The sequence below is a fragment of the Pseudomonas typographi genome (assembly GCF_014694385.1).
Lineage (GTDB): Bacteria > Pseudomonadota > Gammaproteobacteria > Pseudomonadales > Pseudomonadaceae > Aquipseudomonas > Aquipseudomonas typographi.
This window is the reverse complement of the sequence record NZ_JAAOCA010000023.1, coordinates 1-21,366: the sequence shown is the minus strand read 5'-3', so window position 1 is coordinate 21,366 and position 21,366 is coordinate 1. Positions and strand designations below refer to the sequence as shown.

The window sequence follows — 21,366 nt, the reverse complement described above, 5'->3', positions numbered from 1 at the left end:
GATGTCCAGAGGGTTGCCCGGCGCGCCAAGTGCCACCACGCATGCCCGGTTTAATAGAAATTCAAAGCCGCAAGCGGCCGCCGCGCCGTCGCGCGGTGCCCAGGCCATGGGGTATCAAGCTTGAGCGCGTATGAGCATGACACAACGCGATGGCCAGAGCATCCGAGGCATCGATCTGCGGCTTTTGCGTAAGGCCCAACAGGTGCATGACCATCAACTGCACCTGCTCCTTGCTCGCCCCGCCGGTGCCGGTGACCGCCTGCTTGACCTGGGTGGCGGTGTATTCCGCCACCTCGAGGCCCTCCTCCACCGCCGCCACTATCGCCGCGCCACGCGCCTGGCCCAACTTGAGCGCCGAGTCGGCATTGCGTGCCATGAACACCCGCTCGATGCCCATCGTCACCGGCCCATGGCCGCGGATCACCTCACGCACGCTGCGAAACACCACCTGCAAGCGTTCGGGCAATTCGCCGCTGCCGGTGCGGATACAACCGGATGCCACGTACTCACAGCCGCGGCCCTGGCCGCGATCACGTACCACACCATAACCGGTGATACGCGAGCCGGGGTCGATACCGAGGATCAGGGTCATGCCAGCATCCTGAAAGATGCCGGGGCCGGCGGCACGCAAGGCTTGCGCCTACGCACCAACGGCCCCGGCGGATGACGACCGTGGGTCAGCCCAGCTGCTCCAGGATCTCGTCGGAAATCGAGGCGTTGGAATAAACGTTCTGCACGTCGTCCAGGTCCTCGAGCATGTCGATCAGCTTCAGCACTTTCTCGGCCAGGTCTTTGTCGAGTTCGGCACTGGTGCTTGGCTGCATGATGATTTCGGCATCCTGCGCTTTGAAACCGGCGGCCTCAAGCGCCGTACGCACGCTGTAGAAGTCGCCGAACGAGGTGAACACCTCTACCGAACCGTCGTCCTGGGCGACCACATCGTCGGCACCGGCTTCGACCGCGGCCTCGATCAGCGCGTCTTCATCGACACCGGCGGCGAAGCTAAGCTGCCCCTTGCGTTCGAACAGGTAGGCCACCGAGCCATCGGTGCCGAGGTTACCCCCGCACTTGCTGAAGGCGTGGCGCACCGCCGCCGCTGTACGGTTGCGGTTATCGGTCATGGCCTCGACCATCAGCGCCACGCCACCTGGGCCATAACCTTCGTAACTGAGTTCCTCGACGTTTTCGCTGTCATTTGTGCCAGCACCCCGGGCGATAGCCCGGTCGATGATGTCGCGGCTCATGTTGGCGCCCAGCGCCTTGTCCAGGGCCAGGCGCAAGCGTGGGTTGGCCGCCGGGTCAGCACCGCCCTGCTTGGCGGCGACGGTCAGCTCGCGAATCCATTTGGTGAAAACCTTGCCGCGCTTGGCATCTTGGCGTTCTTTGCGGTGCTTGATGTTAGCCCACTTGGAATGACCGGCCATATTGACTCCGAATGTGTTCTTGAGTTTGCAGACAAAGCCCCGGCGTGCGCCAGGGCTTCATCGAACGGGCACTGCGCGCCCGGCGGCCTTATTCGGCCTTGGTTTGCTCACGCAGGCGAATGTGCAATTCGCGCAACGCCTTGGCATCGACCGCGCCCGGCGCTTGGGTCATCACGTCGGCGGCGCTCTGGGTTTTCGGGAAGGCGATCACTTCACGAATCGACTGCGCGCCGGTCATGAGCATCACCAGGCGGTCCAGGCCAAACGCCAACCCGCCATGGGGCGGTGCTCCGAACTTGAGCGCATCGAGCAGGAAGCCGAACTTCTCTTCCTGTTCCGCGGCCTCGATACCCAGCACACGGAACACCGCCTGCTGCATGTCCTTGCGGTGGATACGAATCGAACCGCCGCCCAGCTCAGTACCGTTGAGCACCATGTCATAGGCACGCGACAGCGCTGCGCCCGGGTTCGCCTCAAGCTCGGCCGCCGTGCATTTAGGCGCGGTGAAAGGGTGGTGCAACGCGGCGAAGCCGCCTTCATCGCTTTCTTCGAACATCGGGAAATCGATGACCCACAGCGGTGCCCATTGGCCGGTCAACAGTTCGAGGTCGTGGCCCAGGCGAACACGCAGCGCGCCCAGCGCCTCGCTGACGACCTTGGCTTTATCGGCGCCGAAGAACACGATGTCGCCATCGACCGCACCCACTCGATCGAGGATCGCGTTCAGGTTGGCCTCAGGGATGTTCTTCACGATCGGCGATTGCAGGCCCTCCACGCCCTTGGCGCGGTCGTTGACCTTAATATAAGCCAAGCCCCTGGCACCGTAGATACCCACGAACTTGGTGTACTCGTCGATTTTGCTGCGCGGCATGCTCGCGCCGCCCGGCACCCTCAGGGCCGCCACGCGGCATTGCGGGTCGTTGGCCGGCCCGCTGAACACCTTGAATTCCACGGCCTTGAGTTGGTCTTCGACGTCGACCAATTCAAGCGCAATGCGCAGGTCGGGTTTGTCCGAGCCATAGCGGCGCATCGCTTCAGCGTAGGTCAAGTGCGGGAACTCGCCGAATTCCACGCCCAGCACTTCCTTGAACAGCTTGCGGATCATGCCTTCGGTCAGGCCCATGATGTCGCTTTCTTCAAGGAAACTGGTTTCGATGTCGATCTGGGTGAATTCAGGCTGGCGATCGGCGCGCAGGTCCTCGTCACGGAAACACTTGGCGATCTGGTAGTAACGGTCGAAGCCGGCCACCATCAGCAACTGCTTGAACAACTGCGGCGACTGCGGCAACGCGAAGAAATTGCCGGGGTGGGTGCGGCTGGGCACCAGGTAATCACGGGCGCCCTCCGGGGTGGCCCGGGTCAGGATCGGTGTTTCGACATCGAGGAAGCCGTTTTCATCGAGGTAGCCGCGGATGCTGCTGGTGATGCGCGAGCGCAGGCGCAGCTTGTCGGCCATTTCCGGCCGGCGCAGGTCGATGAAACGGTAGCGCAGGCGGGTTTCCTCGCCCACGTCGGAATATTCGTTTAGCGGGAACGGTGGAGTTTCCGCTTCGTTGAGCACACTGAGCTCGTAACCGAGCACCTCGATGGCGCCGGAGGCCATGTTGGGGTTGACCGCGCCGGCCGGGCGCAGGCGCACTCTACCGGTGAGCTTGACCACGTACTCGCTGCGCACACGATCGGCGGTGGCGAAGGTATCGGCGCGGTCAGGGTCGAACACCACCTGGGCCATGCCTTCGCGGTCGCGGATGTCGAGGAAAATCACCCCGCCGTGGTCCCGGCGGCGATGGACCCAACCGCAAAGAGTGACTTCCTGGCCATCCAGGCTTTCGTTAAGTTGGCCGCAATAGTGGCTGCGCATCATGATGTTCTATTCACTTCCAGTCATTCGGTAATCGGGGCGGGCCGAGCGCTACCCAGCGGTGGGGCCCGGCGGCTCGGTTCAACTCAGTCGGCCTTGTCGCCGGCCAGGTTCTTCTTGGCCCCGGTTTTGAAATCGGTTTCGTACCAGCCGGTACCGCTGAGGCGAAAGCCCGGCGTGGAAAGCAGTTTCTTCAATTGCGGCGTGTGGCAAGCAGGGCAATCGACCAAGGGTGATTCACTGAGTTTCTGGATGATTTCCAGGTGATGGCCGCAGCCATCGCATTGGTAGTCGTAGAGCGGCATTTCCGAGCATCTCGAGTTCAAAAACGCGCCGATCGGCGCCCATGTTGGCAAAGAGCGCGAGTATATCCGGTTAAGCGGCGCTGTGCAGCCATGCGTCTACACATGCCCCCGTTGGTAAACCACGCAGATCACCCGCACCAAGCCGCTAAAGTTTTTCACACCGCCGTGGCGCAGATGCACTTCGCGGTCCAGATATGACAGCACCTGGCTGACGGTACAGGCGTTATCGCGCGCCATTTGCTCAAGAATCGCCCAGTAGACTCGCTCAAGGCGCAAGCAGGTGGCGAAACCGTTGAGCCGCACCGACCGCGATTGCGGTACGGCCAGGGCCATGTCGAAGTCGCTGCTGAACGGATCGCAGCGCACAGCGCCCGCGCGCTGGCCCAACCATTTGGAAGTGGGAGTATGTGCAGACATAGAGGGTGACCATCCTTGGTTCGTCGGCCGGAAGCACGGCTGATGCCTTATCAGCCCCAAGCCCCATGAAACCTTTTCGCCCCCTGCGGGCGCACGCCTACCACGCAATCCAGCACGTAGGAAAAAGCACGTAATAGTGTGGGAACGCGGAGGTGCCCACGCCAGTGGGCCCGCCTCGAACCGCGCCCTCCGGGCCACGAGGGCGCCGCTTGAACGTGCGCAGGGCGCTATAGCGCGGATGTCACACACTGACACCCAACGCCGGCGTCAACATGCAAGGCGGGTTTGAGTAGGGCCAGGCTTTGCGGTTAAATACCCGTGGCCGGTTTTCGAGGGCATTCACGCCCGTAACCGTGTCGAGGTTCCCGCCAGGTTTTTCCCGCGTCATTCATCTGCCGACCGCCCTGCCGGGATCCGCTTTCCATCGTGATCCTGAGAATGAGCCAAGCACCATGTTGAAAATCGTTCACACCCTCACGGGCGCAGCCGCTCTGGCGCTGTCGCTCATACCCAGCCTGCATCCGGAGGCTGCCCCCTACCTCACCCAACCCGACGCCATTTACCTCGCCTTCATCGGGCTTCTCAACCTACTGCTGGCGCCCATCGTCCCCACTTGGAAAAAAGCGCCACGGCAACACCTGCAAGCTTTCGTAAGTGCCCTTTTGGTATTGGCCGCGGTACTTCAGGCGTTGGTCCTACTCGCCCCGCTGCCCGTAGTGGGCGACCAGCCCGCGGTATTGCTGAGCTTGCTGACCACGGGCTTGGCGGTGGTGCTGCAAGCCCTGGCAAGCCTGCCGAAAAAACACGGCACCACAACACCCTTGCCCGCCAACTACGACCCGGCCAAGCGCGATACAGGCACCGTGAAGTGGTTCAACACCTCCAAGGGCTTTGGTTTCATCTCGCGCGATTCGGGGGATGATATCTTCGTGCACTTTCGCGCCATCCGTGGGGAAGGCCATCGCGTACTGGTAGAAGGCCAGCGCGTGGAATTCTCGGTGATGAACCGCGACAAGGGCCTGCAGGCCGAAGACGTGGTCCCCACTCCGCCGCGCCGCTGACTGGCCGCGCCGCTGCCTCAATAATGAGGCGGCGGCACATCCTCCGACTCGCCGGGTAATTGCCCGGCCACTTCGGTAAAGCGCCGAATCAACTCCTGCATCTGCAACTGCAGCCGATCTATTTCGCGGCGCTGCTGCACCACTGCGTCGTTAAGGGCCTGGAGGGTGTCGTCCTGGAAGGCTTGGCGGCTTTCCAACTCAGTCACGCGGGCACGTAACTGCTCGGTAGCTAACTCGCCCACACGAACCCCCTGCCCAGCAAGGGGCGCAAACGCTCACTCAGCGCCTCCACGCCGCCCGGCCCATAAGGTATGGCCGGCAACTTCGCCCATACCGGTGCCGGCCAGGCCGGGTCTTCTATAAAGCGCGCAATCACATGCACGTGCAGTTGCCGCACCACATTACCCAGCGCGGCGATATTGACTTTGTGCGCCGCGAACGCTTGTTGTACCACACGCCCCAGTTCGGTAACTTCTTGCCACAATTGTTGCTGATCGCTCTCCGGCAGCTCGAATATCTCGCTGACGGCCCCTCGGCGGGGCACCAAGATTAGCCAAGGGTACTGGCAGTCGTTATTCAGCAAGAGCTGGCACAGCGGAAAATCACCCAGTACATGGGCATCAGCTTGCAGTTGGGGATCTAGTGAGAACACCTGGGCCGCCTCGTAATGTTCAAAAACCATCGCCCAAGGATACCCGCTTAGCCGGCGGGCTCCCAGCCTATGTACCGGGGCAAGCGGCGCCGTGACGGCGCAGCCTGCGCACCAAGACGCAGCACGCGGCCGGGGCGCGCCCGGCCTTCGGCGCCTTCCACCGCCTTGCTATATAACGCAAGCCAGGCCAGCTAGCCGTATGGCAGAGCCTGCGCGCTACCTTTCAGGCTGCCAGCTGTACCACTTGCCATTGCGCCACGGTGGGCTAACCTCTGTGCCCAGCGTGCTACTTTTCGCACCAATTGTGGTCACGCGGCCCATTCCAAGTGCGCAGTAACGCCGCCGCGCAGCCGGCAAACCCATGGCGGCGGTAACGCAAACGCAGTTTTGGGCAAGCCGGTATCGGCCGCCAGATGTAGGGCGGGGGGACTTTTACCGCGGGCGAAGCGCCCGTTTTACGGGGGGTTGAGCCTATTTGCGAAAAAAAAGTGAAAAAACTGTGAGATGGCCGCAGGTTTGTGCACGCTTGTTGCTATATCAATCCGCAACAGCCGCAGGTGCACAAAAACCCTCTTCGGAGGGGAAGTTAAACGGTCGCCCAAGCGACAGCTTCAAAGCGACACTGGCGAAACATTAAGCGACACAACCGTAAAGAAGCCGTCAAGAAGCTTCCCGTAGTATCGCAACGCGTCGTTGGCGTGATGTAAGTTGCGCCGATCAGAAAAAGAAGAGCCGTCCAAAAAAAAACCAGAGGCCGGCAGCAATCTTCCTAAAACCAAAGGAGCAAGTCACGATGAGAGTGATGAAGTGGAGCGCAATCGCACTGGCGGTCACCGCGGGGGCGACCTCGCAACTGGCGACGGCAGCAGCCTTCGTAAGCGACCAATCGGAAGCCAAGGGTTTTGTTGAAGACAGCAGCCTCAACCTGCTGCTTCGCAACTACTACTGGAACCAGGACAACAAAAACGGCGGCCGTGATGCCAAGAGCTGGACTCAAGGCATTCAAGGTGTATACAGCTCCGGCTTCACTCAGGGGACGATCGGCGTAGGTGTGGATGCATTCGCCTACTTCACCGGCAAGCTAGACAGCAATAACGGCAGCACCGGTAACCTGCCGATCGGCGCCGATGGCGATACCGACGACACGTTCAGCAAAGCCGGCGCCGCCGCCAAGTTTCGCATCTCTAAAACGATGCTGAAAATCGGCGACATGCAACCGACTACTTCGCCTGTGTTCGCTGTTGGTGGTTCGCGCATCGCTCCGCAAACGGCCAGCGGCATCAACTTGATGAGCAGCGAAATCGAAGGCCTGGACCTGGAAGCCGGCCACTTCTATTCCTCCAGCAGCGCCATCAACAGCAACCGCGACGGTGAGTTGTGGGCTACGTACGCGGGCGTAACGGCAAGCTCCGTAGACTTCGGTGGCGGCCGCTACGCGATCAGCGATAACCTCAGCATTGGCTTCTACGCGTCGGAGTTCAAAGACGTCTGGAACCAATACTACGGTAACGTGAACTACGTTCTGCCGCTGGCCAGCGACCAATCCCTGACCTTCGACCTGAACTACTACAACACTCAGGATGAAGGCAGCGCCAAAGCCGGCGACATCAACAACAATACGTACTCCTTGGCGGCGGCGTATTCGTTCTTGACCGCTCACACTGTGACCCTGGCCTTCCAGAAAGTGAACGGCAGCACCGCGTTCGACTATGTAGGTGTCGGTGACAACAGTTCCGGTGAGGGTGGCGACTCGATCTTCCTGGCCAACTCGATCCAAATCTCCGACTTCAACGGCGCTGGCGAGAAATCCTGGAAGCTGCAATACGAGTTGAACATGGCCTCCTACGGTGTGCCTGGGCTGTCGTTCATGGGCCGTTACGTCAAGGGTGATGACATTACCGGCTACTATGGCGCGCGTCTCGAGAGCAAAGCTGACCACCATGAAACCAACGTGGAAGCCAAATACGTAGTTCAGAGCGGCCCGGTCAAAGACCTGTCGTTCCGCACCCGCCTGGCATGGCACAGTGCGAGCGCAGGGCAGCTCGACGGCAGCCAGAACAACTTCCGCTTCATCATCGATTACCCGATCTCGATCCTGTAATCGAAAGGCATTACCCTGCAGTACGAAGCCCGGCCTAGGCCGGGCTTTTCTTTGGGTATACGCCGCCGTGCCCGCACCGTACAATGCCGGCAACCCATTAAAACCCAGCAAACACACTGGCTTACCATGCGCACTAGTCAATACCTGCTTGCCACCCTCAAAGAAACCCCATCCGATGCGGTGGTGATCAGCCACCAACTGATGCTACGCGCGGGCATGATCCGCAAACTGGCCTCGGGCCTGTACACCTGGCTACCGATGGGCCTGCGAGTGATGCGCAAGGTAGAAGCGATCGTGCGTGAGGAAATGAATGCCGCCGGTGCCCATGAGGTGCTGATGCCGTCCATCCAGCCCGCCGAGCTGTGGCAGGAATCCGGCCGCTGGGAAGAGTACGGCCCTGAGTTGCTGCGCCTGAAAGACCGCCACGACCGGGAATTCTGCGTGGGCCCTACCCACGAGGAAGTGATCACAGACCTCGTTCGCAACGAGGTCAGCAGCTATAAGCAGCTGCCATTGAACCTTTATCAGATTCAAACCAAATTCCGTGACGAAATCCGCCCGCGGTTTGGCTTGATGCGCGGCCGCGAATTCGTGATGAAGGATGCTTACTCCTTCCACACCGACCAAGCCTCGCTGCAGCAAACGTACGATCGCATGTACCAGGCGTACTGCACTATATTCAGCCGCCTGGGCCTGGACTTTCGCCCCGTAGTGGCCGACAACGGCTCTATCGGCGGCGCGGGCTCCCACGAATTTCAAGTGCTGGCTGCCTCTGGCGAAGACGACATCGTATTCAGTAACGGCTCGGGCTACGCCGCCAACATCGAAAAGGCCGAGGCCGTACCCCGTGAAACCGAGCGCGCCGCGCCTACCGAGCCATTACGCTTAGTCGACACGCCCAATACCAAGACCATCGCAGCCCTGGTCGAGAAGCATGGCGTGCCTATCGAGCGCACGGTCAAGACGCTGATCGTCCATGGCGCCGAAAAAGGCAAGCTGGTGGTGCTAGTGGTGCGCGGCGACCACGAAGTCAACGAAGTCAAAGCGGCCAACCTACCCCAGGTCGCCAGCCCCCTGGCCATGGCCAGCGAAGCCGAGATTCGGGCCGTGGTCGGTGCCGGCCCCGGTTCGCTCGGGCCGCTGAACATGCCCCTGCCCGTGGTGGTCGACCGCTCCGTCGCACTGATGAGCGACTTTGGCGTGGGCGCGAACATCGATGACAAGCACTATTTCGGCGTGAATTGGGAACGTGACCTGCCATTGCCGCAGGTGGCGGACCTGCGCAACGTCGTCGAAGGCGACCCTAGCCCTGATGGCCAGGGCACCTTGGTGATCAAGCGCGGTATCGAGGTGGGCCACATTTTCCAGTTGGGCACCAAGTACAGCGAGGCAATGAAGTGCCAGGTACTGGGCGAAAGTGGCAAGCCGGTAACCCTGACCATGGGCTGCTATGGCATTGGTGTTTCGCGGGTGGTGGCGGCGGCTATCGAGCAAAGCCACGACGACAAGGGCATCATCTGGAACGATACATTGGCCCCCTTCCAGGTGGCGCTGGTCCCGTTGCGCTATGAAACCGAAGCCGTGCGCGAGGCCACCGACAGCCTGTATGCCCAGTTGACCGCCGCAGGCTTCGAGGTGCTGCTCGATGACCGCGACAAGAAGACCAGCCCCGGCATCAAGTTCGCCGACATGGAGCTGATCGGCATTCCGCACCGGGTGGTGATCAGCGATCGCAGCTTGGCCGACGGTAAGCTCGAGTACAAACACCGTACAGACGCCGAGGCGCAAAGCATCGATGCCGCCGATGTACTGGGGTTCCTGACCGCGCGGGTGGCCCGCTAACCCGCCGGACGCGGAACCTGGCGGGCATCGGCAGAAGCCCCGGCCGAGTTGGAGCGAAGGCAGCTCCAGCTCAATCGCCCGCCGTTGCCAAGCGAAGCGCCGCCCGCCATGCGCCCCTGCTTTGTTATGTCACAGGGCCGAACAGCTCCAATTGTTCCACATCCGTGCGCCGGTCATGAAGGCGCACCCCCACCCCCAGCAACCTTACCGGCTTGCCACCGCGGGCGAACGCCTGCCCCAGTAATTGCTGGTAACTGCGCAGGTCCCGGGCCGCGCCAGTTTGCTCCAGGGTGGTCTGGCTGAAGTCATGAAACTTCACCTTCACGAACGGTTTGCCCGGCCGATAGCTGCTATCCAGCCGCGCCACGCGCTGCTCGAGCGTATCGACCAACTGGGGGAGTTTTTCGAGGCAACTGGGTAGGTCTGGGAGGTCTTGATCGTAAGTGTTTTCCACGCTAACCGACTGCCGACGGTTGTCATTCTCTACCGGCCGCTCGTCCAGGCCATGGGCCAGGTCATGCAGCCGCTGGCCGAAACTGCCGAATTCACGAACCAGCGCCAGCCGTGGCCATTCACGGAGCTGCCAGCACTGCTCCACGCCCAGCCGCTGGAGCTTATCCGCGGTGACTTTACCTACCCCATGCAGCCGCGCCACCGGCAGTTGGGCCACGAACTCATCGACCTGCGCCGGGGTGATCACGAATAAGCCATCAGGCTTGCGCCAATCGCTGGCGATCTTGGCCAGGAATTTGTTGGGGGCCACACCCGCCGATACGGTGATGCGCAACCGCTGCGCCACTTTGCGGCGGATGTCTTGGGCGATGCGGGTGGCACTGCCGTCGAATTGCGTACACAGCGAAACGTCCAGGTATGCCTCATCGAGCGACAAGGGCTCGATCAGTTCGGTGTACTCGCGAAAAATCTGCTGGATCTCGCCTGAAGCCTGTTTATAGGCATCGAAGCGTGGGCGCACGATCGTGAGGCCTGGGCATAACTTAACGGCATGGCGTGACGCCATTGCCGAGCGAACACCATAGGCGCGCGCTTCATAGTTGCAGGTGGCGATCACGCCGCGGCGGTCGGGGGCGCCCCCTACTGCCATTGGCTTGCCGGCCAGGCGCGGGTCATCACGCATTTCGATAGCGGCATAAAAGCAATCGCAGTCGATGTGGATGATCTTGCGTTGAGCCATAGCGAAATAAAGGTAAGCAGGGGTGAACAAATATACAGTGTTTTTTTAGATTGGCTATCAGCTTGCGGCACCGCCGCCCATAGCATGCACCGGCCGGTGCGCTAAATAATTGAACAAAAAGCGCTTTTTACAGAAAACCATTGACACCCAAGGCATTGCCTGTAAAATGCGCCCCACATGACGCGGGATGGAGCAGTCTGGTAGCTCGTCGGGCTCATAACCCGAAGGTCGTCGGTTCAAATCCGGCTCCCGCAACCACCTTCAGAGAACGCCACCTTCGGGTGGCGTTTTTCGTTCACGAAACACTGCACAATTCGCTTTGTAATCAATAGCTTGACAATGCGTTAGCAGCGTGTAGAATACGCCCCACATGACGCGGGATGGAGCAGTCTGGTAGCTCGTCGGGCTCATAACCCGAAGGTCGTCGGTTCAAATCCGGCTCCCGCAACCACACAGAAAAAAGGCCACTTATATAGGTGGTCTTTTTTTTCGCCTGCAATAAAAACCTGCTACATCAAAGGGTTAGTGCCTTGTGCACAAGGTTGCGGCGGCCCCCACTGGAATAACCATGAAACTTGCCCTATAGGTGAGGGGTCTGGTCGCAGTGTAACGACCAACGGGGTAATATCCCGGCACATTCATATCGAGGGATTGGTCAATTGGCCGGATATTCACATCCTGTCTCGCACAATCCGCGAGGTCATTGATGCGCCTTGAGAAGCCTGACGTAAACGACACCGCCACTGTAACCGCACCACCCCGTTCGCCCCGCCCGCGCTGGCTGCAATGGTTGAGCCGCAACCGCCAGCCTATCGGCCTGGGGGTAACGCTGGTGATGTTCGCGATCGCTTTGCTTGCCTGCCGGCACATGCTTGCCGAGCTTGACCTCTATGCCCTGCATGACGCCGTACTGAGCACGCCCAGCAGCGCATTACTGGGCGCCTTGGGCGCGACGGTGGTGGGTTTTTTGATTCTGCTGGGCTATGAGTGGTCCGCCGCCCGATACGCGGGGGCTGCCCTGACGAAGCGCTCGCTGGCCTTGGGCGGCTTTACCGCGTTCGCCATCGGCAACGCGGTAGGCTTGGCGCTGCTATCGGGCGGCTCGGTACGCTACCGGTTGTACTCGCGCCTGGGCGTGGGCGCCGGGGAAGTCGCCCGGATGTCGCTGTTCGCTGCATTGTCGTTGGGCTGCGCCCTCCCCCCACTCGCCGCCCTCGCCACCTTGAGCGACGTGCAGGCCGCCGCAACCGCCTTGCGGATTCCAGCGCCCTTGCTGGGTTTGCTGGCCGTGGCCGTGCTGGTGCTTTTCGTGGCCCTGGCGGTGGGCGTTTATCGGCGCCGCGTAGAGGCACAACCCTACCCGCACAACCTGGTGGTGCGCGTGGGTAGCAAAACCCTGCGCTTGCCCTCGGTAAAGCTCACCGCCCTGCAGTTGTTGATCACCGCACTGGACGTGGCCGCTGCGGCAACGGTGCTGTATTGCCTGCTACCGGAAGCCCCACCGTTTGGCGCCTTCGTGCTGGTGTACCTACTGGCCTTGGCGGCGGGCGTGCTGAGCCATGTGCCCGGTGGCGTGGGCGTGTTCGAGGCGATCCTGCTGGCCGCGTTCGCCGACCAACTGGGCGCCGCGCCTCTGGCCGCAGCGCTGCTGCTGTACCGCCTGATCTACGTGGTGCTGCCGTTTTTGGTGGCCTGCCTGGTGCTGCTGGTCCATGAAGGCCGCCGCCTGCTGTTCGCGCGCCAAGCCATCCGCGTGGCGTCAGGGCTGGCCGCGCCGATCCTGGCGGTGTTGGTGTTTCTCTCCGGGGTGGTGCTGCTGTTTTCGGGCGCCACACCGGAAATCGACACCCGCCTGGAACACATGGGTTTTTTGCTGCCGCATCGGCTGATAGACGCCTCGCACTTCATCGCCAGCCTGATCGGCGTGCTGTGTTTGTTACTGGCGCAGGGCCTGCGCCGGCGCCTGTCTGCCGCATGGATGCTGACCATGGTGCTGTTGCTGGCCGGCGCGCTGATGTCATTGCTCAAGGGCTTTGATTGGGAAGAGGCTTGCATCCTGATCACCACCGCATCGCTGCTTGGCGTGTTCCGCCGCTCTTTCTACCGCCCCAGCCGGCTGATGGAACTGCCGCTGTCGCCACTGTTCCTGATCGCCGCTACCTGCGTGGTGGGTGCGTCGATCTGGCTGCTGTTTTTTGCCTATCGGGATGTGCCCTACAGCACCAAGCTGTGGTGGCAGTTCGCACTGGACGCCGATGCCCCACGTGGCCTGCGCTCGGCGCTGGGCAGTGCGGTGCTGTTGATCATCGTCGCGCTCACCTGGCTGCTGCGCACGGCCCGCCCGGTTATACATTTACCCAGCGAAGAAGAGCTCGAACGCGCGGCAAAAATCCTCAAAGCCTCGCACCAACCCGACGGCGGGCTGGCGCTGACAGGCGACAAGGCGCTGTTGTTTCACCCCCAGAACAAGGCCTTCATTATGTATGCCCGCCGTGGCCGCAGCCTGGTGGCGCTTTACGACCCTATCGGCCCGACCCAGCCGCGGGCAGAAATGATCTGGCAGTTCCGCGACCTCTGCGACTTCCACCACGCCCGCCCAGTGTTCTACCAGGTACGCGCCGAGAACCTGCCGTACTACATGGATATCGGCCTGACCGCGATCAAGCTGGGCGAAGAGGCCCGGGTCGATTTGCATGGCTTCGACCTCGAAGCCAAGGGCAAAGAAATGAAAGACCTGCGCTACACCTGGAACCGCGGCACCCGCGACGGCTTATCGATGCAAGTGTATGAAGCCGGCCAGGCGCCGTTGGATGAACTTAAAATCATCTCCGACGCGTGGCTTTCCGGTAAAAATGTGCGCGAGAAAGGTTTCTCCCTGGGCCGCTTCAGCCCCGAATACCTCAAGCATTTTCGGATTGTGATCGTTCACTTCGAAGGCCGCCCGGTAGCCTTCGCCAACCTGTTGGAAACCAATAGCAAGCAATTGGCAAGCCTTGACCTCATGCGTTCGCACCCCGAGGCGCCGAAGCTCACGATGGAGTTCATGATGGTCGGGCTGATCCAGCATTATAAAGCCGCCGGCTACGCTAAATTCAGCCTGGGGATGGTGCCACTGTCGGGGCTGCAACCACGTAGGGGTGCACCGCTGGCCCAGCGGCTGGGGTCCATGGTATTCACCCGCGGTGAGCAACTGTACAACTTCCAAGGCTTGCGCCGCTTCAAAGACAAATTCCAGCCCGACTGGGAACCTCGCTACATGGCCGTGCCGGCGGGCCTCGATCCGCTCGTGGCACTGGCCGACACCGCCGCCTTGATTGCAGGTGGCCTGACTGGATTGGTGAAACGCTGATGATTCGACGTTACTGGCGCGCAGTATTGATTACGCTGGTTGTGCTGATAGCCGTGGCAGCGGCTGGCTACGGGTGGTGGAACCGCCCGATACCGGCGCCCACGCTGCAGCAACGGACCTTAAGCGATGGCAGTGCCGCCACCGAGGTGGTGCCTGGGCAGAGTGCCCGCAACCAGGTGCTGCTGGCGGTACCCGCGGAAGAAGCCTTGAGCGACAAGCAGTTGTCTGACCTTAGCCGCCAGGCCGCTGCGAAGATCGTGCAGGTCATACTGCCCAAAACCGACTGTAACCTGCAGCAGGCTGCTTTCCAGGCTGGCCTGCAACAACTGGGCAGCCCCCCCAACGTGGTTGGTGGCATCGCCATCGGCGGCTCAGAAGCGTGGAATTGGCTGGCAGGGCAAAGCAACGACAAGGCCAAGGCGGTGTCGGTGGGCTTTGCCTTGGAACAAACCGGCTGCACCCTCGAGTGGGCCAAGAAAGCCGAGCATGGCCACTGGTACGTGGCGTGGAACGACTGGCCGGACGACACCGCCGCCGCGTTCGTGCGTGGCCAAGCCAATGCCGAGAACAGTATTTCGGACTACGACGTGAAACTGCCCGAGCTGCTCAAGGCGCAGTTGGTCCAAGCCCTGCTGGGCGAAGAAGCGGCCGCGCTGAAGATGCCGGTGGTGGAAGTGCCCGCCACAAACGCTAGCGACACCGTGACGCTTTTCTTGTCCGGCGACGGCGGCTGGCGCGACCTGGACAAAGATGTGGCCGGGGATATGGCACAGTTGGGTTACCCGGTGGTGGGTATCGACACGTTGCGTTACTACTGGCAGCACAAGGCCCCAGAAGAAAGCGCCGAAGACCTGGCCGAAGTGATGGAGTATTACCGGCACAAATGGGGCGCCAAGCACTTCATACTGGCCGGTTATTCATTCGGCGCCGACGTACTGCCGGCGATCTACAACCGCCTGGGCGAAGACGACAAGAAGCGCGTGGACGGTATGATTTTGCTGGCCTTCGCCCGCAGTGGCAGCTTCGAGATTGAAGTCGAAGGCTGGCTCGGCCAGGAAGGTAAAGAAGCCCCCACCGGCCCGGAAATGGCCAAACTACCGGCCGGGAAAGTGCTATGCGTTTACGGTGAAGAAGAAACCGGCGAAAGCGGCTGCACCGAGGCCACCGCCGTAGGCCAGAAACTCAAACTTCCAGGCGGGCACCACTTCGATGAAAACTACCCGGCGCTGGCCAAGAAACTGATTGCGGTCATCGATCAGTGGACCGGTAAAGCGACGCCCTAAGCGGCAAGCCCCCAGGCAAAACCGCTACGGCGGTTGCCTGTTCGCTATATCTCCACCTGCGTCCCCAATTCGATCACCCTGTTCAGCGGCAACCGGAAGAACTTCAAGTTGCCGTTTGCGTTCTTGAGCATGAACGCAAACAAGTTTTCGCGCCAACGTGCCATGCCCCTGAGCTTCGAAGAGATGACGGTTTCCCGGCTAAGGAAATACGTGGTGCGCATGGGGGTGAAGTCCAGGCCGTCGAGGCGGCATAGCGCCAATGCCGCCGGCACGTCGGGTTCGTCCATGAAGCCGTAATGCAGTATCACCCGGAAGAACCCTTCACCGTAGGCCTCCACGTCGATACGCTGCTCCCTGGGCACCCGTGGGCTGTCTTCGTTGACCACCGTCAGCAATACCACCTGCTCGTGCAGCACTTGGTTGTGCAGCAGGTTATGCAGCAGTGCGTGGGGCACCGCGGCTGGGCGGGCGGTGAGAAACACCGCGGTGCCCTGCACCCGGTGCGGCGGCTGTATGCGAATGCTGGCAATGAAGATCGGCAGCGGCAGGCTGCCCTCGTCGATACGCTCCACCAACAATTGCTTGCCACGCTTCCAAGTGCTCATGAGGATAAACAACGCGATACCCGCGACCACCGGAAACGCCCCGCCCTGGATGATCTTCGGCACGTTGGCGGTGAAGAACAGCAAGTCTACCGCGAGAAAGCCCAGCAACAGAGGCACGCTCAACAAGGGCGGCCACCGCCACAGGCGCAGGACCACCACCGACAGCATCACCGTGGTGCACAACATGGTGCCGGTTACCGCCACCCCGTAAGCCGACGCCAGGGCGCCGGACGATTTGAAACCCAGCACCAGTAGGATCACCCCAACCATCAGCGTCCAATTCACCGCGCTGATGTAGATTTGCCCTTGCTCGCTGCTAGAGGTGTGCTGGATGTGCATGCGCGGGATGTAACCCAACTGAATGGCCTGGTGGGTCAACGAGAACGCGCCCGAAATCACGGCTTGCGAGGCGATGACCGTGGCAACGGTGGAGAGCACGATCATCGGCACCAACGCCCAGCTCGGTGCCAATAAAAAGAAGGGGTTGCGCACGGCTTCAGCATCGCCCAGCAGCAGGGCGCCTTGGCCGAAATAATTGAGCACCAGCGCTGGCAGCACCAAGGCGAACCAGGCGCGGGCGATCGGTTTACGGCCAAAGTGGCCCAGGTCGGCATACAACGCCTCGGCGCCGGTCAAGGCCAGCACAACGGCGCCGAGCACCGACACACTGATACCCGGGTGCACCTCGAAAAAACGCAACACCCATGCCGGGTTGAGTGCCTTCAGCACTTCGGGGTGCTGGTAGATGCCATAGATACCCAATAACCCCAATACGCCGAACCAGCACACCATGACCGGGCCAAACAACTTGCCGATTTGCGCGGTCCCGTGCTTTTGCAATATGAACAGGCCAATCAAGATCACCAGGGTAATAGGTACCACCAAGTGCTTGATGCCATCCATCGCCAATTCCAACCCCTCGACCGCCGACAACACCGACACCGCCGGGGTAATCATGCTGTCGCCGTAGAACAACGCCGTGCCACACAGGCCGAACACCACCAATACCGCGCCGAGCTTGGGATAGCCCAGGGCGGCGCGGCGGGCCAGCGCCAACAGGGCCATGGTACCGCCCTCGCCTTCATTGTCGGCGCGCAGCACGAACAGTACGTACTTGATCGAAACCACCCAAACCAGCGCCCAGAATATCAACGACAGGATGCCCAATACTCCGTCATGGCTGGCCGCTACACCATAGCCACCGGTGAACACCTCCTTGAGGGTGTACAACGGGCTGGTGCCGATATCGCCATACACAACGCCCACCGCGGCCATCAGAATACTCAGCGGCCCGGCGGCCTGGCGGCCTTCCCGAACCTCACCGCTTGCGTGAACCATCCACTTCTCCTGCAGCCTATGGTCGGCCCCGCCTAAAATAGGCAGGCGCCCTATTGAAACCGTGCACAGCCCAGGCCGCGCGACGCGGCGAAGCATAGCGCAGCATTCGCCGATATGTGCCGGTAAAACGCCGGCCATGTGAACGCCCGGGGGCGGGTTGAACCGAAACCTGGCAACCAAGGCGGCTATCCGTCGCTTGCCCAGGCTCTAAACACAGCAAATAGCTGTATACTCTTGCGCCTTTTTGCCGTGATCGTGATTCGCCGAGGCCGTTTTCCTATGACCACCCCCACCGCTGCGCCCAAGAAGGCACCCAGTGTCGGTTTCGTATCGCTGGGCTGCCCCAAGGCCCTCGTCGACTCCGAACGCATCCTGACGCAACTGCGCATGGAAGGTTACGACGTCGTACCCACCTACCAAGACGCCGACGTGGTGGTGGTCAATACCTGCGGCTTCATTGACAGCGCCAAGGCCGAATCGCTCGAGGTGATCGGCGAAGCGATCGCTGAAAACGGCCGGGTGATCGTTACCGGATGCATGGGCGTCGAAGAGAACGCCATCCGTGACGTGCACCCGAGCGTGCTCGCCGTTACCGGGCCGCAGCAGTACGAGCAAGTGGTCAACGCGGTGCATGAGGTGGTGCCGCCCAACCGCGAGCACAACCCGCTGGTCGACCTGGTGCCCCCGCAAGGGATCAAGCTGACCCCACGCCACTACGCCTACCTGAAGATCTCCGAAGGCTGCAACCACAGTTGCAGCTTTTGCATCATCCCGTCGATGCGCGGCAAACTGGTCAGCCGCCCGGTGGGCGACGTGCTCGATGAAGCCCAGCGGCTGGTCAAGGCTGGGGTCAAGGAGCTGTTGGTGATTTCTCAAGACACCAGCGCCTACGGGGTGGATGTGAAATACCGCACCGGCTTCTGGAACGGCCAGCCGGTCAAAACCCGTATGGCCGAACTGTGCGAGGCGCTCGGCACGCTGGGCGTGTGGGTGCGCTTGCATTATGTGTACCCCTATCCGCATGTGGACGACATCATCCCGCTGATGGCCGCGGGCAAATTGCTGCCTTATCTGGACATCCCCTTCCAGCATGCCAGCCCGAAAATCCTCAAGGCCATGAAGCGGCCTGCGTTCGAAGACAAAACCCTGGCGCGCATCAAGGCCTGGCGTGAGCAGTGCCCAGACCTGATCATCCGTTCGACCTTCATCGTGGGTTTCCCTGGGGAAACCGAAGAAGACTTCCAATACCTGCTCGACTGGCTCAGTGAAGCCCAGCTCGACCGGGTGGGCTGCTTCCAGTATTCGCCCGTGGACGGCGCACCTGCCAATGACTTGGCCGGCCCGGTGCCCGAGGCGATCAAACAAGAACGCTGGGAGCGCTTCATGGCCCACCAGCAAGCCATCAGCAGTGCCCGCTTGCAGCAGCGTGTGGGCCGGGAAATCGAAGTACTGGTCGACGAAGTGGATGAACAAGGCCCGGTTGGCCGCAGTTTCTTCGACGCTCCAGAAATCGACGGCAACGTTTATATCAACACCGACCGCAACTTGAAGCCCGGTGACAAAGTGCGCTGCCGCATCACCAATGCCGATGAGTACGACCTCTGGGCCGAAACCGTCTGACCCCGCCAGGCCGGCGCGCCCCCCCACCGGCCTGGCCACTGCCACTGCCACTGCCACTGCCACGGCCGCCCCGAGCATACCCAGGCCAGAATCGCCTGGGCGGTTAGGCTACAATGCCGCTGTTTTTGGCAAGGGAACGGGCAAACCGATGATACTCAACGATGTACTGCGCAGCGTGCGTTACCTGCTGAATGTGGGCGACGGCAAACTGGTCGACATTATCAAGCTGGCTGGGTTAACGGTCACCGTGGCCGACATTGCCCACTACCTTAAAAAAGAAGAGGAAGAAGGCTTCGTGCGCTGCCCGGACGAAGTCATGGCGCATTTTCTCGACGGCTTGGTGGTGTACAAGCGCGGCAAGGACGACAGCCGCCCCGCATTGCCTATCGTGGTGCCGGTTACCAACAACGACGTGCTGAAAAAACTGCGCGTGGCCTTCGAGCTGAAAGAGGATGACATCCGCCAGATCCTCGAGTCGGTGCAATTCGAAGTGTCCAAGCCTGAGCTGAGCGCGTTGTTCCGCAAAGCCGGCCACAGTAACTTCCGGCCCTGCGGCGATCAACTGCTGCGTAATTTCCTCAAGGGTTTGACCCTGCGCGTGCGCGGCTAACATGCAGCACCTGGTCGAACCCGTGGGCTACGTGCGTAGCTGCTTCAAGGAAAAATTCGCCATTCCCCGCCAGCCGGCGCTGGCGCCCGCGGCGCGCGGCGTGCTGGAGCTGGTTCCCCCGTTCGACACCGGCGAAGCCGTACAAGGCCTGGAACAGGCCAGCCACGTGTGGTTGCTGTTTTTGTTCCACCAGGCATTGGAGCAAAGCCCACGGCTGAAAGTGCGCCCACCCCGGTTAGGCGGTAACCGCAGCGTGGGCGTGTTCGCCACCCGTGCCACCCACCGACCCAATGGCATCGGCCAGTCGGTGGTGCGCCTGGAGCGTGTGGAACCTGGGCGCTTGTACCTTTCGGGCATCGACCTGCTAGACGGCACCCCGGTATTGGACATAAAACCCTACGTGCCTTATGCCGACCATGTGGCACAAGCACATAACCACATGGCCGCGGCAGCGCCGCAACAGGTCACCGTGGGTTGGGAGGCCGCCGCACTGGCGGCCGCCGCCGCCCATGGCCAGCGCCTGGGCGAGCCACTGGTGGCGCTGATCGAACAATGCCTGGCGCAAGACCCACGGCCGGCCTATCAAGTACCGCCGCCGCAGCGCCGCTACGGCGTTCGGCTTTGGGACGTAGACGTGCGTTGGCACTACCCTCATGCGGCGCATATTCAGGTGCTGGAGGTGCTTGCTAACCCTGCCTAGGGTTCCACTGGCGTTAAGCCTGGCCCAGGTTCTGCCTGGCCAGCTCATCTTCCAGCCACGCCGCGAAGAACCTCGCCTCCGGTACGGCGTTGCGGGCAATGCCATAGTAATAGCGCGGTACCGGCATGCGTAACGTGGGAAACGGGCAACGAAGCTGGCCTGAGGCGATGCCCGCCGACACCAATGACACCGGCGCCACGGCAAAGCCCAAACCGTCTATGGCCGCTTGCAACACAAAATGCACATGTTCGAACTGCATCTGCCCAGCCGGTTTTACCGGCGCGATACCGGTGTGCGCCAGCCACGCATCCCAATCGCCCTTGCGTGATCGCGACCAGAGCATTACGCAGGATGCCAATGCGCAAGGGTCGGTGACGGCATGGTTTTCGAGCAAGGCCGGTGCAGCCACGACGCAGGCTTCATCTTCGAGGAACGGGTGAACCGCGATCGAAGGCGGCCACCCTTCATGGCCCCGGCGCACGGTGATATCGAAGTGGTCGGTGGCCTTGGCGGGGGGGAGCGTCGTGGTGAGCACCTGCGGTTCGATCCCAGGATAGCGCTCGACGAAGTCAGGCAACCGAGGGATCAACCAACGTACCGCGAACGAGGGGCGGACATTGATCTTGACCACCCGCGAAGGCATCTGGCCCATGACCGACTGGGCCGCCGCGACGATTTGGCTCAACGCCGCTTCAGCCTGTGCGAAGAACCTTAGCCCCTCCACCGTCAGGCTCACCTGGCGAATACGCCGCTCGAACAGGCGCACCCCCAGGTACGCTTCCAATGCCTTTACCTGGCGGCTGACTGCGCTGTGGGTCACATGCAGTTCACTGGCAGCGAGCGTAAAACTCTGGTGGCGCGCCGCGCAAACAAAGGCACGTATGGCATTGAGCGGGGGCAATGAATTGAGCATGCGTTCGATTTTCTCACACATAGCCCGCGTTAATCTCGTTTGTCGCGATCAACGGGAGGGTGCAACATTTTCGTCATGATCCCAGCCCAGCCC

General features: G+C 61.4%; 18 protein-coding genes, 2 tRNA genes and 1 pseudogene. 11 read left to right on the top strand and 10 right to left on the bottom strand.

Annotated elements, in window-relative coordinates; translation table 11 throughout:
• Positions 1–61: 61 nt before the first annotated feature.
• From ruvC to HAQ05_RS17910, 5 genes are all read right to left on the bottom strand, one after another.
• Positions 62–592 carry a crossover junction endodeoxyribonuclease RuvC gene (gene ruvC / locus HAQ05_RS17930; protein ID WP_190423004.1) on the bottom strand — a complete coding sequence of 177 codons (531 nt, stop codon included), beginning with the start codon at positions 590–592 and terminating at the stop codon, positions 62–64.
• Positions 593–677: 85 nt separating this feature from the next.
• The gene (locus HAQ05_RS17925) at positions 678–1,424 is read right to left on the bottom strand and encodes a YebC/PmpR family DNA-binding transcriptional regulator (protein WP_190423002.1); all 747 of its coding nucleotides are present in this window, start codon (positions 1,422–1,424) and stop codon (positions 678–680) included.
• Positions 1,425–1,512: 88 nt separating this feature from the next.
• Positions 1,513–3,288 carry an aspartate--tRNA ligase gene (gene aspS / locus HAQ05_RS17920; protein ID WP_190423000.1) on the bottom strand — a complete coding sequence of 592 codons (1,776 nt, stop codon included), beginning with the start codon at positions 3,286–3,288 and terminating at the stop codon, positions 1,513–1,515.
• A gap of 83 nt (positions 3,289–3,371) precedes the next feature.
• Complete coding sequence (locus HAQ05_RS17915) at positions 3,372–3,590, bottom strand: FmdB family zinc ribbon protein (RefSeq protein WP_190422998.1); 219 nt, start codon at positions 3,588–3,590, stop codon at positions 3,372–3,374.
• A 96-nt stretch (positions 3,591–3,686) separates the two neighbouring features.
• On the bottom strand, positions 3,687–4,007 hold the full coding sequence (locus HAQ05_RS17910) for a ribbon-helix-helix domain-containing protein (RefSeq protein ID WP_190422997.1): 321 nt from the start codon (positions 4,005–4,007) through the stop codon (positions 3,687–3,689).
• A gap of 452 nt (positions 4,008–4,459) precedes the next feature.
• Between HAQ05_RS17910 and HAQ05_RS29170 the strand changes: the two are divergent.
• Both HAQ05_RS29170 and HAQ05_RS28725 read left to right on the top strand, forming a co-directional pair.
• Positions 4,460–4,729, top strand: a pseudogene (locus HAQ05_RS29170) (cold shock domain-containing protein membrane protein); the annotation flags it as partial.
• 99 nt (positions 4,730–4,828) lie between these two features.
• Entirely contained in the window at positions 4,829–5,068 is a 240-nt protein-coding gene (locus HAQ05_RS28725; protein ID WP_238935105.1) for a cold shock domain-containing protein, read from the top strand.
• Between the two features lie 17 nt (positions 5,069–5,085).
• Here the strand turns inward: HAQ05_RS28725 and HAQ05_RS17900 are convergent, their stop codons facing one another.
• Positions 5,086–5,310, bottom strand: coding sequence for a SlyX family protein (locus HAQ05_RS17900; RefSeq protein WP_338050255.1), 225 nt, complete (start codon positions 5,308–5,310; stop codon positions 5,086–5,088).
• Complete coding sequence (locus HAQ05_RS17895; protein ID WP_190423145.1) at positions 5,298–5,720, bottom strand: HIT domain-containing protein; 423 nt, start codon at positions 5,718–5,720, stop codon at positions 5,298–5,300. Before HAQ05_RS17895 ends, HAQ05_RS17900 begins: the two co-directional genes overlap by 13 nt.
• Before the next feature lie 793 nt (positions 5,721–6,513).
• Here HAQ05_RS17895 and HAQ05_RS17890 point away from each other — a divergent pair.
• Together HAQ05_RS17890 and HAQ05_RS17885 are read left to right on the top strand one after the other, a co-directional pair.
• A complete protein-coding gene (locus HAQ05_RS17890; protein WP_190422995.1) occupies positions 6,514–7,821 on the top strand; it encodes an OprD family porin in 1,308 nt (435 codons plus the stop codon).
• Between the two features lie 126 nt (positions 7,822–7,947).
• Positions 7,948–9,663, top strand: a complete 1,716-nt coding sequence (locus tag HAQ05_RS17885; protein ID WP_190422994.1) for a proline--tRNA ligase — start codon at positions 7,948–7,950, stop codon at positions 9,661–9,663.
• A gap of 124 nt (positions 9,664–9,787) precedes the next feature.
• Here HAQ05_RS17885 and dinB read toward each other — a convergent pair whose 3' ends face one another.
• Positions 9,788–10,855: a DNA polymerase IV gene (gene dinB / locus HAQ05_RS17880; RefSeq protein ID WP_190422993.1), complete on the bottom strand. Its 1,068-nt coding sequence runs from the start codon at positions 10,853–10,855 to the stop codon at positions 9,788–9,790.
• A gap of 181 nt (positions 10,856–11,036) precedes the next feature.
• On the opposite strand from dinB, the gene HAQ05_RS17875 reads away from it, so the two are divergent.
• The 4 genes from HAQ05_RS17875 (at position 11,037) to HAQ05_RS17860 (ending at position 15,487) form a co-directional block, all read left to right on the top strand.
• Positions 11,037–11,113, top strand: a tRNA-Met gene (locus HAQ05_RS17875).
• A gap of 116 nt (positions 11,114–11,229) precedes the next feature.
• Positions 11,230–11,306 (top strand) — tRNA-Met (locus HAQ05_RS17870).
• 255 nt (positions 11,307–11,561) lie between these two features.
• A complete protein-coding gene (gene mprF / locus HAQ05_RS17865) occupies positions 11,562–14,204 on the top strand; it encodes a bifunctional lysylphosphatidylglycerol flippase/synthetase MprF (RefSeq protein WP_190422992.1) in 2,643 nt (880 codons plus the stop codon).
• Complete coding sequence (locus HAQ05_RS17860; RefSeq protein WP_190422990.1) at positions 14,204–15,487, top strand: virulence factor family protein; 1,284 nt, start codon at positions 14,204–14,206, stop codon at positions 15,485–15,487. Before mprF ends, HAQ05_RS17860 begins: the two co-directional genes overlap by 1 nt.
• Positions 15,488–15,531: 44 nt before the next feature.
• Here the strand turns inward: HAQ05_RS17860 and HAQ05_RS17855 are convergent, their stop codons facing one another.
• Positions 15,532–17,367 (bottom strand): potassium transporter Kup, encoded by a 1,836-nt coding sequence (locus tag HAQ05_RS17855; protein WP_420825780.1) that lies wholly within the window; start codon positions 17,365–17,367, stop codon positions 15,532–15,534.
• A 342-nt stretch (positions 17,368–17,709) separates the two neighbouring features.
• Between HAQ05_RS17855 and rimO the strand changes: the two genes are divergently transcribed.
• From rimO to tsaA, 3 genes are all read left to right on the top strand, one after another.
• Complete coding sequence (gene rimO, locus HAQ05_RS17850; protein WP_190422985.1) at positions 17,710–19,050, top strand: 30S ribosomal protein S12 methylthiotransferase RimO; 1,341 nt, start codon at positions 17,710–17,712, stop codon at positions 19,048–19,050.
• Positions 19,051–19,198: 148 nt separating this feature from the next.
• Positions 19,199–19,660, top strand: coding sequence for a YehS family protein (locus tag HAQ05_RS17845; protein ID WP_190422983.1), 462 nt, complete (start codon positions 19,199–19,201; stop codon positions 19,658–19,660).
• A gap of 1 nt (position 19,661) precedes the next feature.
• Positions 19,662–20,360 (top strand): tRNA (N6-threonylcarbamoyladenosine(37)-N6)-methyltransferase TrmO, encoded by a 699-nt coding sequence (gene tsaA / locus HAQ05_RS17840; RefSeq protein WP_190422981.1) that lies wholly within the window; start codon positions 19,662–19,664, stop codon positions 20,358–20,360.
• 13 nt (positions 20,361–20,373) lie between these two features.
• Here the strand turns inward: tsaA and HAQ05_RS17835 are convergent, their stop codons facing one another.
• Entirely contained in the window at positions 20,374–21,294 is a 921-nt protein-coding gene (locus HAQ05_RS17835; RefSeq protein ID WP_238936543.1) for a LysR substrate-binding domain-containing protein, read from the bottom strand.
• Positions 21,295–21,366: the final 72 nt, after the last annotated feature.

Coding starts and splice junctions, on each gene's coding strand:
- ruvC (WP_190423004.1), bottom strand. CDS start 592: ATGACCCTGATCCTCGGTATCGACCCCGGCTCGCGTATCACCGGTTAT.
- HAQ05_RS17925 (WP_190423002.1), bottom strand. CDS start 1,424: ATGGCCGGTCATTCCAAGTGGGCTAACATCAAGCACCGCAAAGAACGC.
- aspS (WP_190423000.1), bottom strand. CDS start 3,288: ATGATGCGCAGCCACTATTGCGGCCAACTTAACGAAAGCCTGGATGGC.
- HAQ05_RS17915 (WP_190422998.1), bottom strand. CDS start 3,590: ATGCCGCTCTACGACTACCAATGCGATGGCTGCGGCCATCACCTGGAA.
- HAQ05_RS17910 (WP_190422997.1), bottom strand. CDS start 4,007: ATGTCTGCACATACTCCCACTTCCAAATGGTTGGGCCAGCGCGCGGGC.
- HAQ05_RS17890 (WP_190422995.1), top strand. CDS start 6,514: ATGAGAGTGATGAAGTGGAGCGCAATCGCACTGGCGGTCACCGCGGGG.
- HAQ05_RS17885 (WP_190422994.1), top strand. CDS start 7,948: ATGCGCACTAGTCAATACCTGCTTGCCACCCTCAAAGAAACCCCATCC.
- dinB (WP_190422993.1), bottom strand. CDS start 10,855: ATGGCTCAACGCAAGATCATCCACATCGACTGCGATTGCTTTTATGCC.
- mprF (WP_190422992.1), top strand. CDS start 11,562: ATGCGCCTTGAGAAGCCTGACGTAAACGACACCGCCACTGTAACCGCA.
- HAQ05_RS17860 (WP_190422990.1), top strand. CDS start 14,204: ATGATTCGACGTTACTGGCGCGCAGTATTGATTACGCTGGTTGTGCTG.
- HAQ05_RS17855 (WP_420825780.1), bottom strand. CDS start 17,367: ATGGCCGCGGTGGGCGTTGTGTATGGCGATATCGGCACCAGCCCGTTG.
- rimO (WP_190422985.1), top strand. CDS start 17,710: ATGACCACCCCCACCGCTGCGCCCAAGAAGGCACCCAGTGTCGGTTTC.
- HAQ05_RS17845 (WP_190422983.1), top strand. CDS start 19,199: ATGATACTCAACGATGTACTGCGCAGCGTGCGTTACCTGCTGAATGTG.
- tsaA (WP_190422981.1), top strand. CDS start 19,662: ATGCAGCACCTGGTCGAACCCGTGGGCTACGTGCGTAGCTGCTTCAAG.
- HAQ05_RS17835 (WP_238936543.1), bottom strand. CDS start 21,294: ATGTGTGAGAAAATCGAACGCATGCTCAATTCATTGCCCCCGCTCAAT.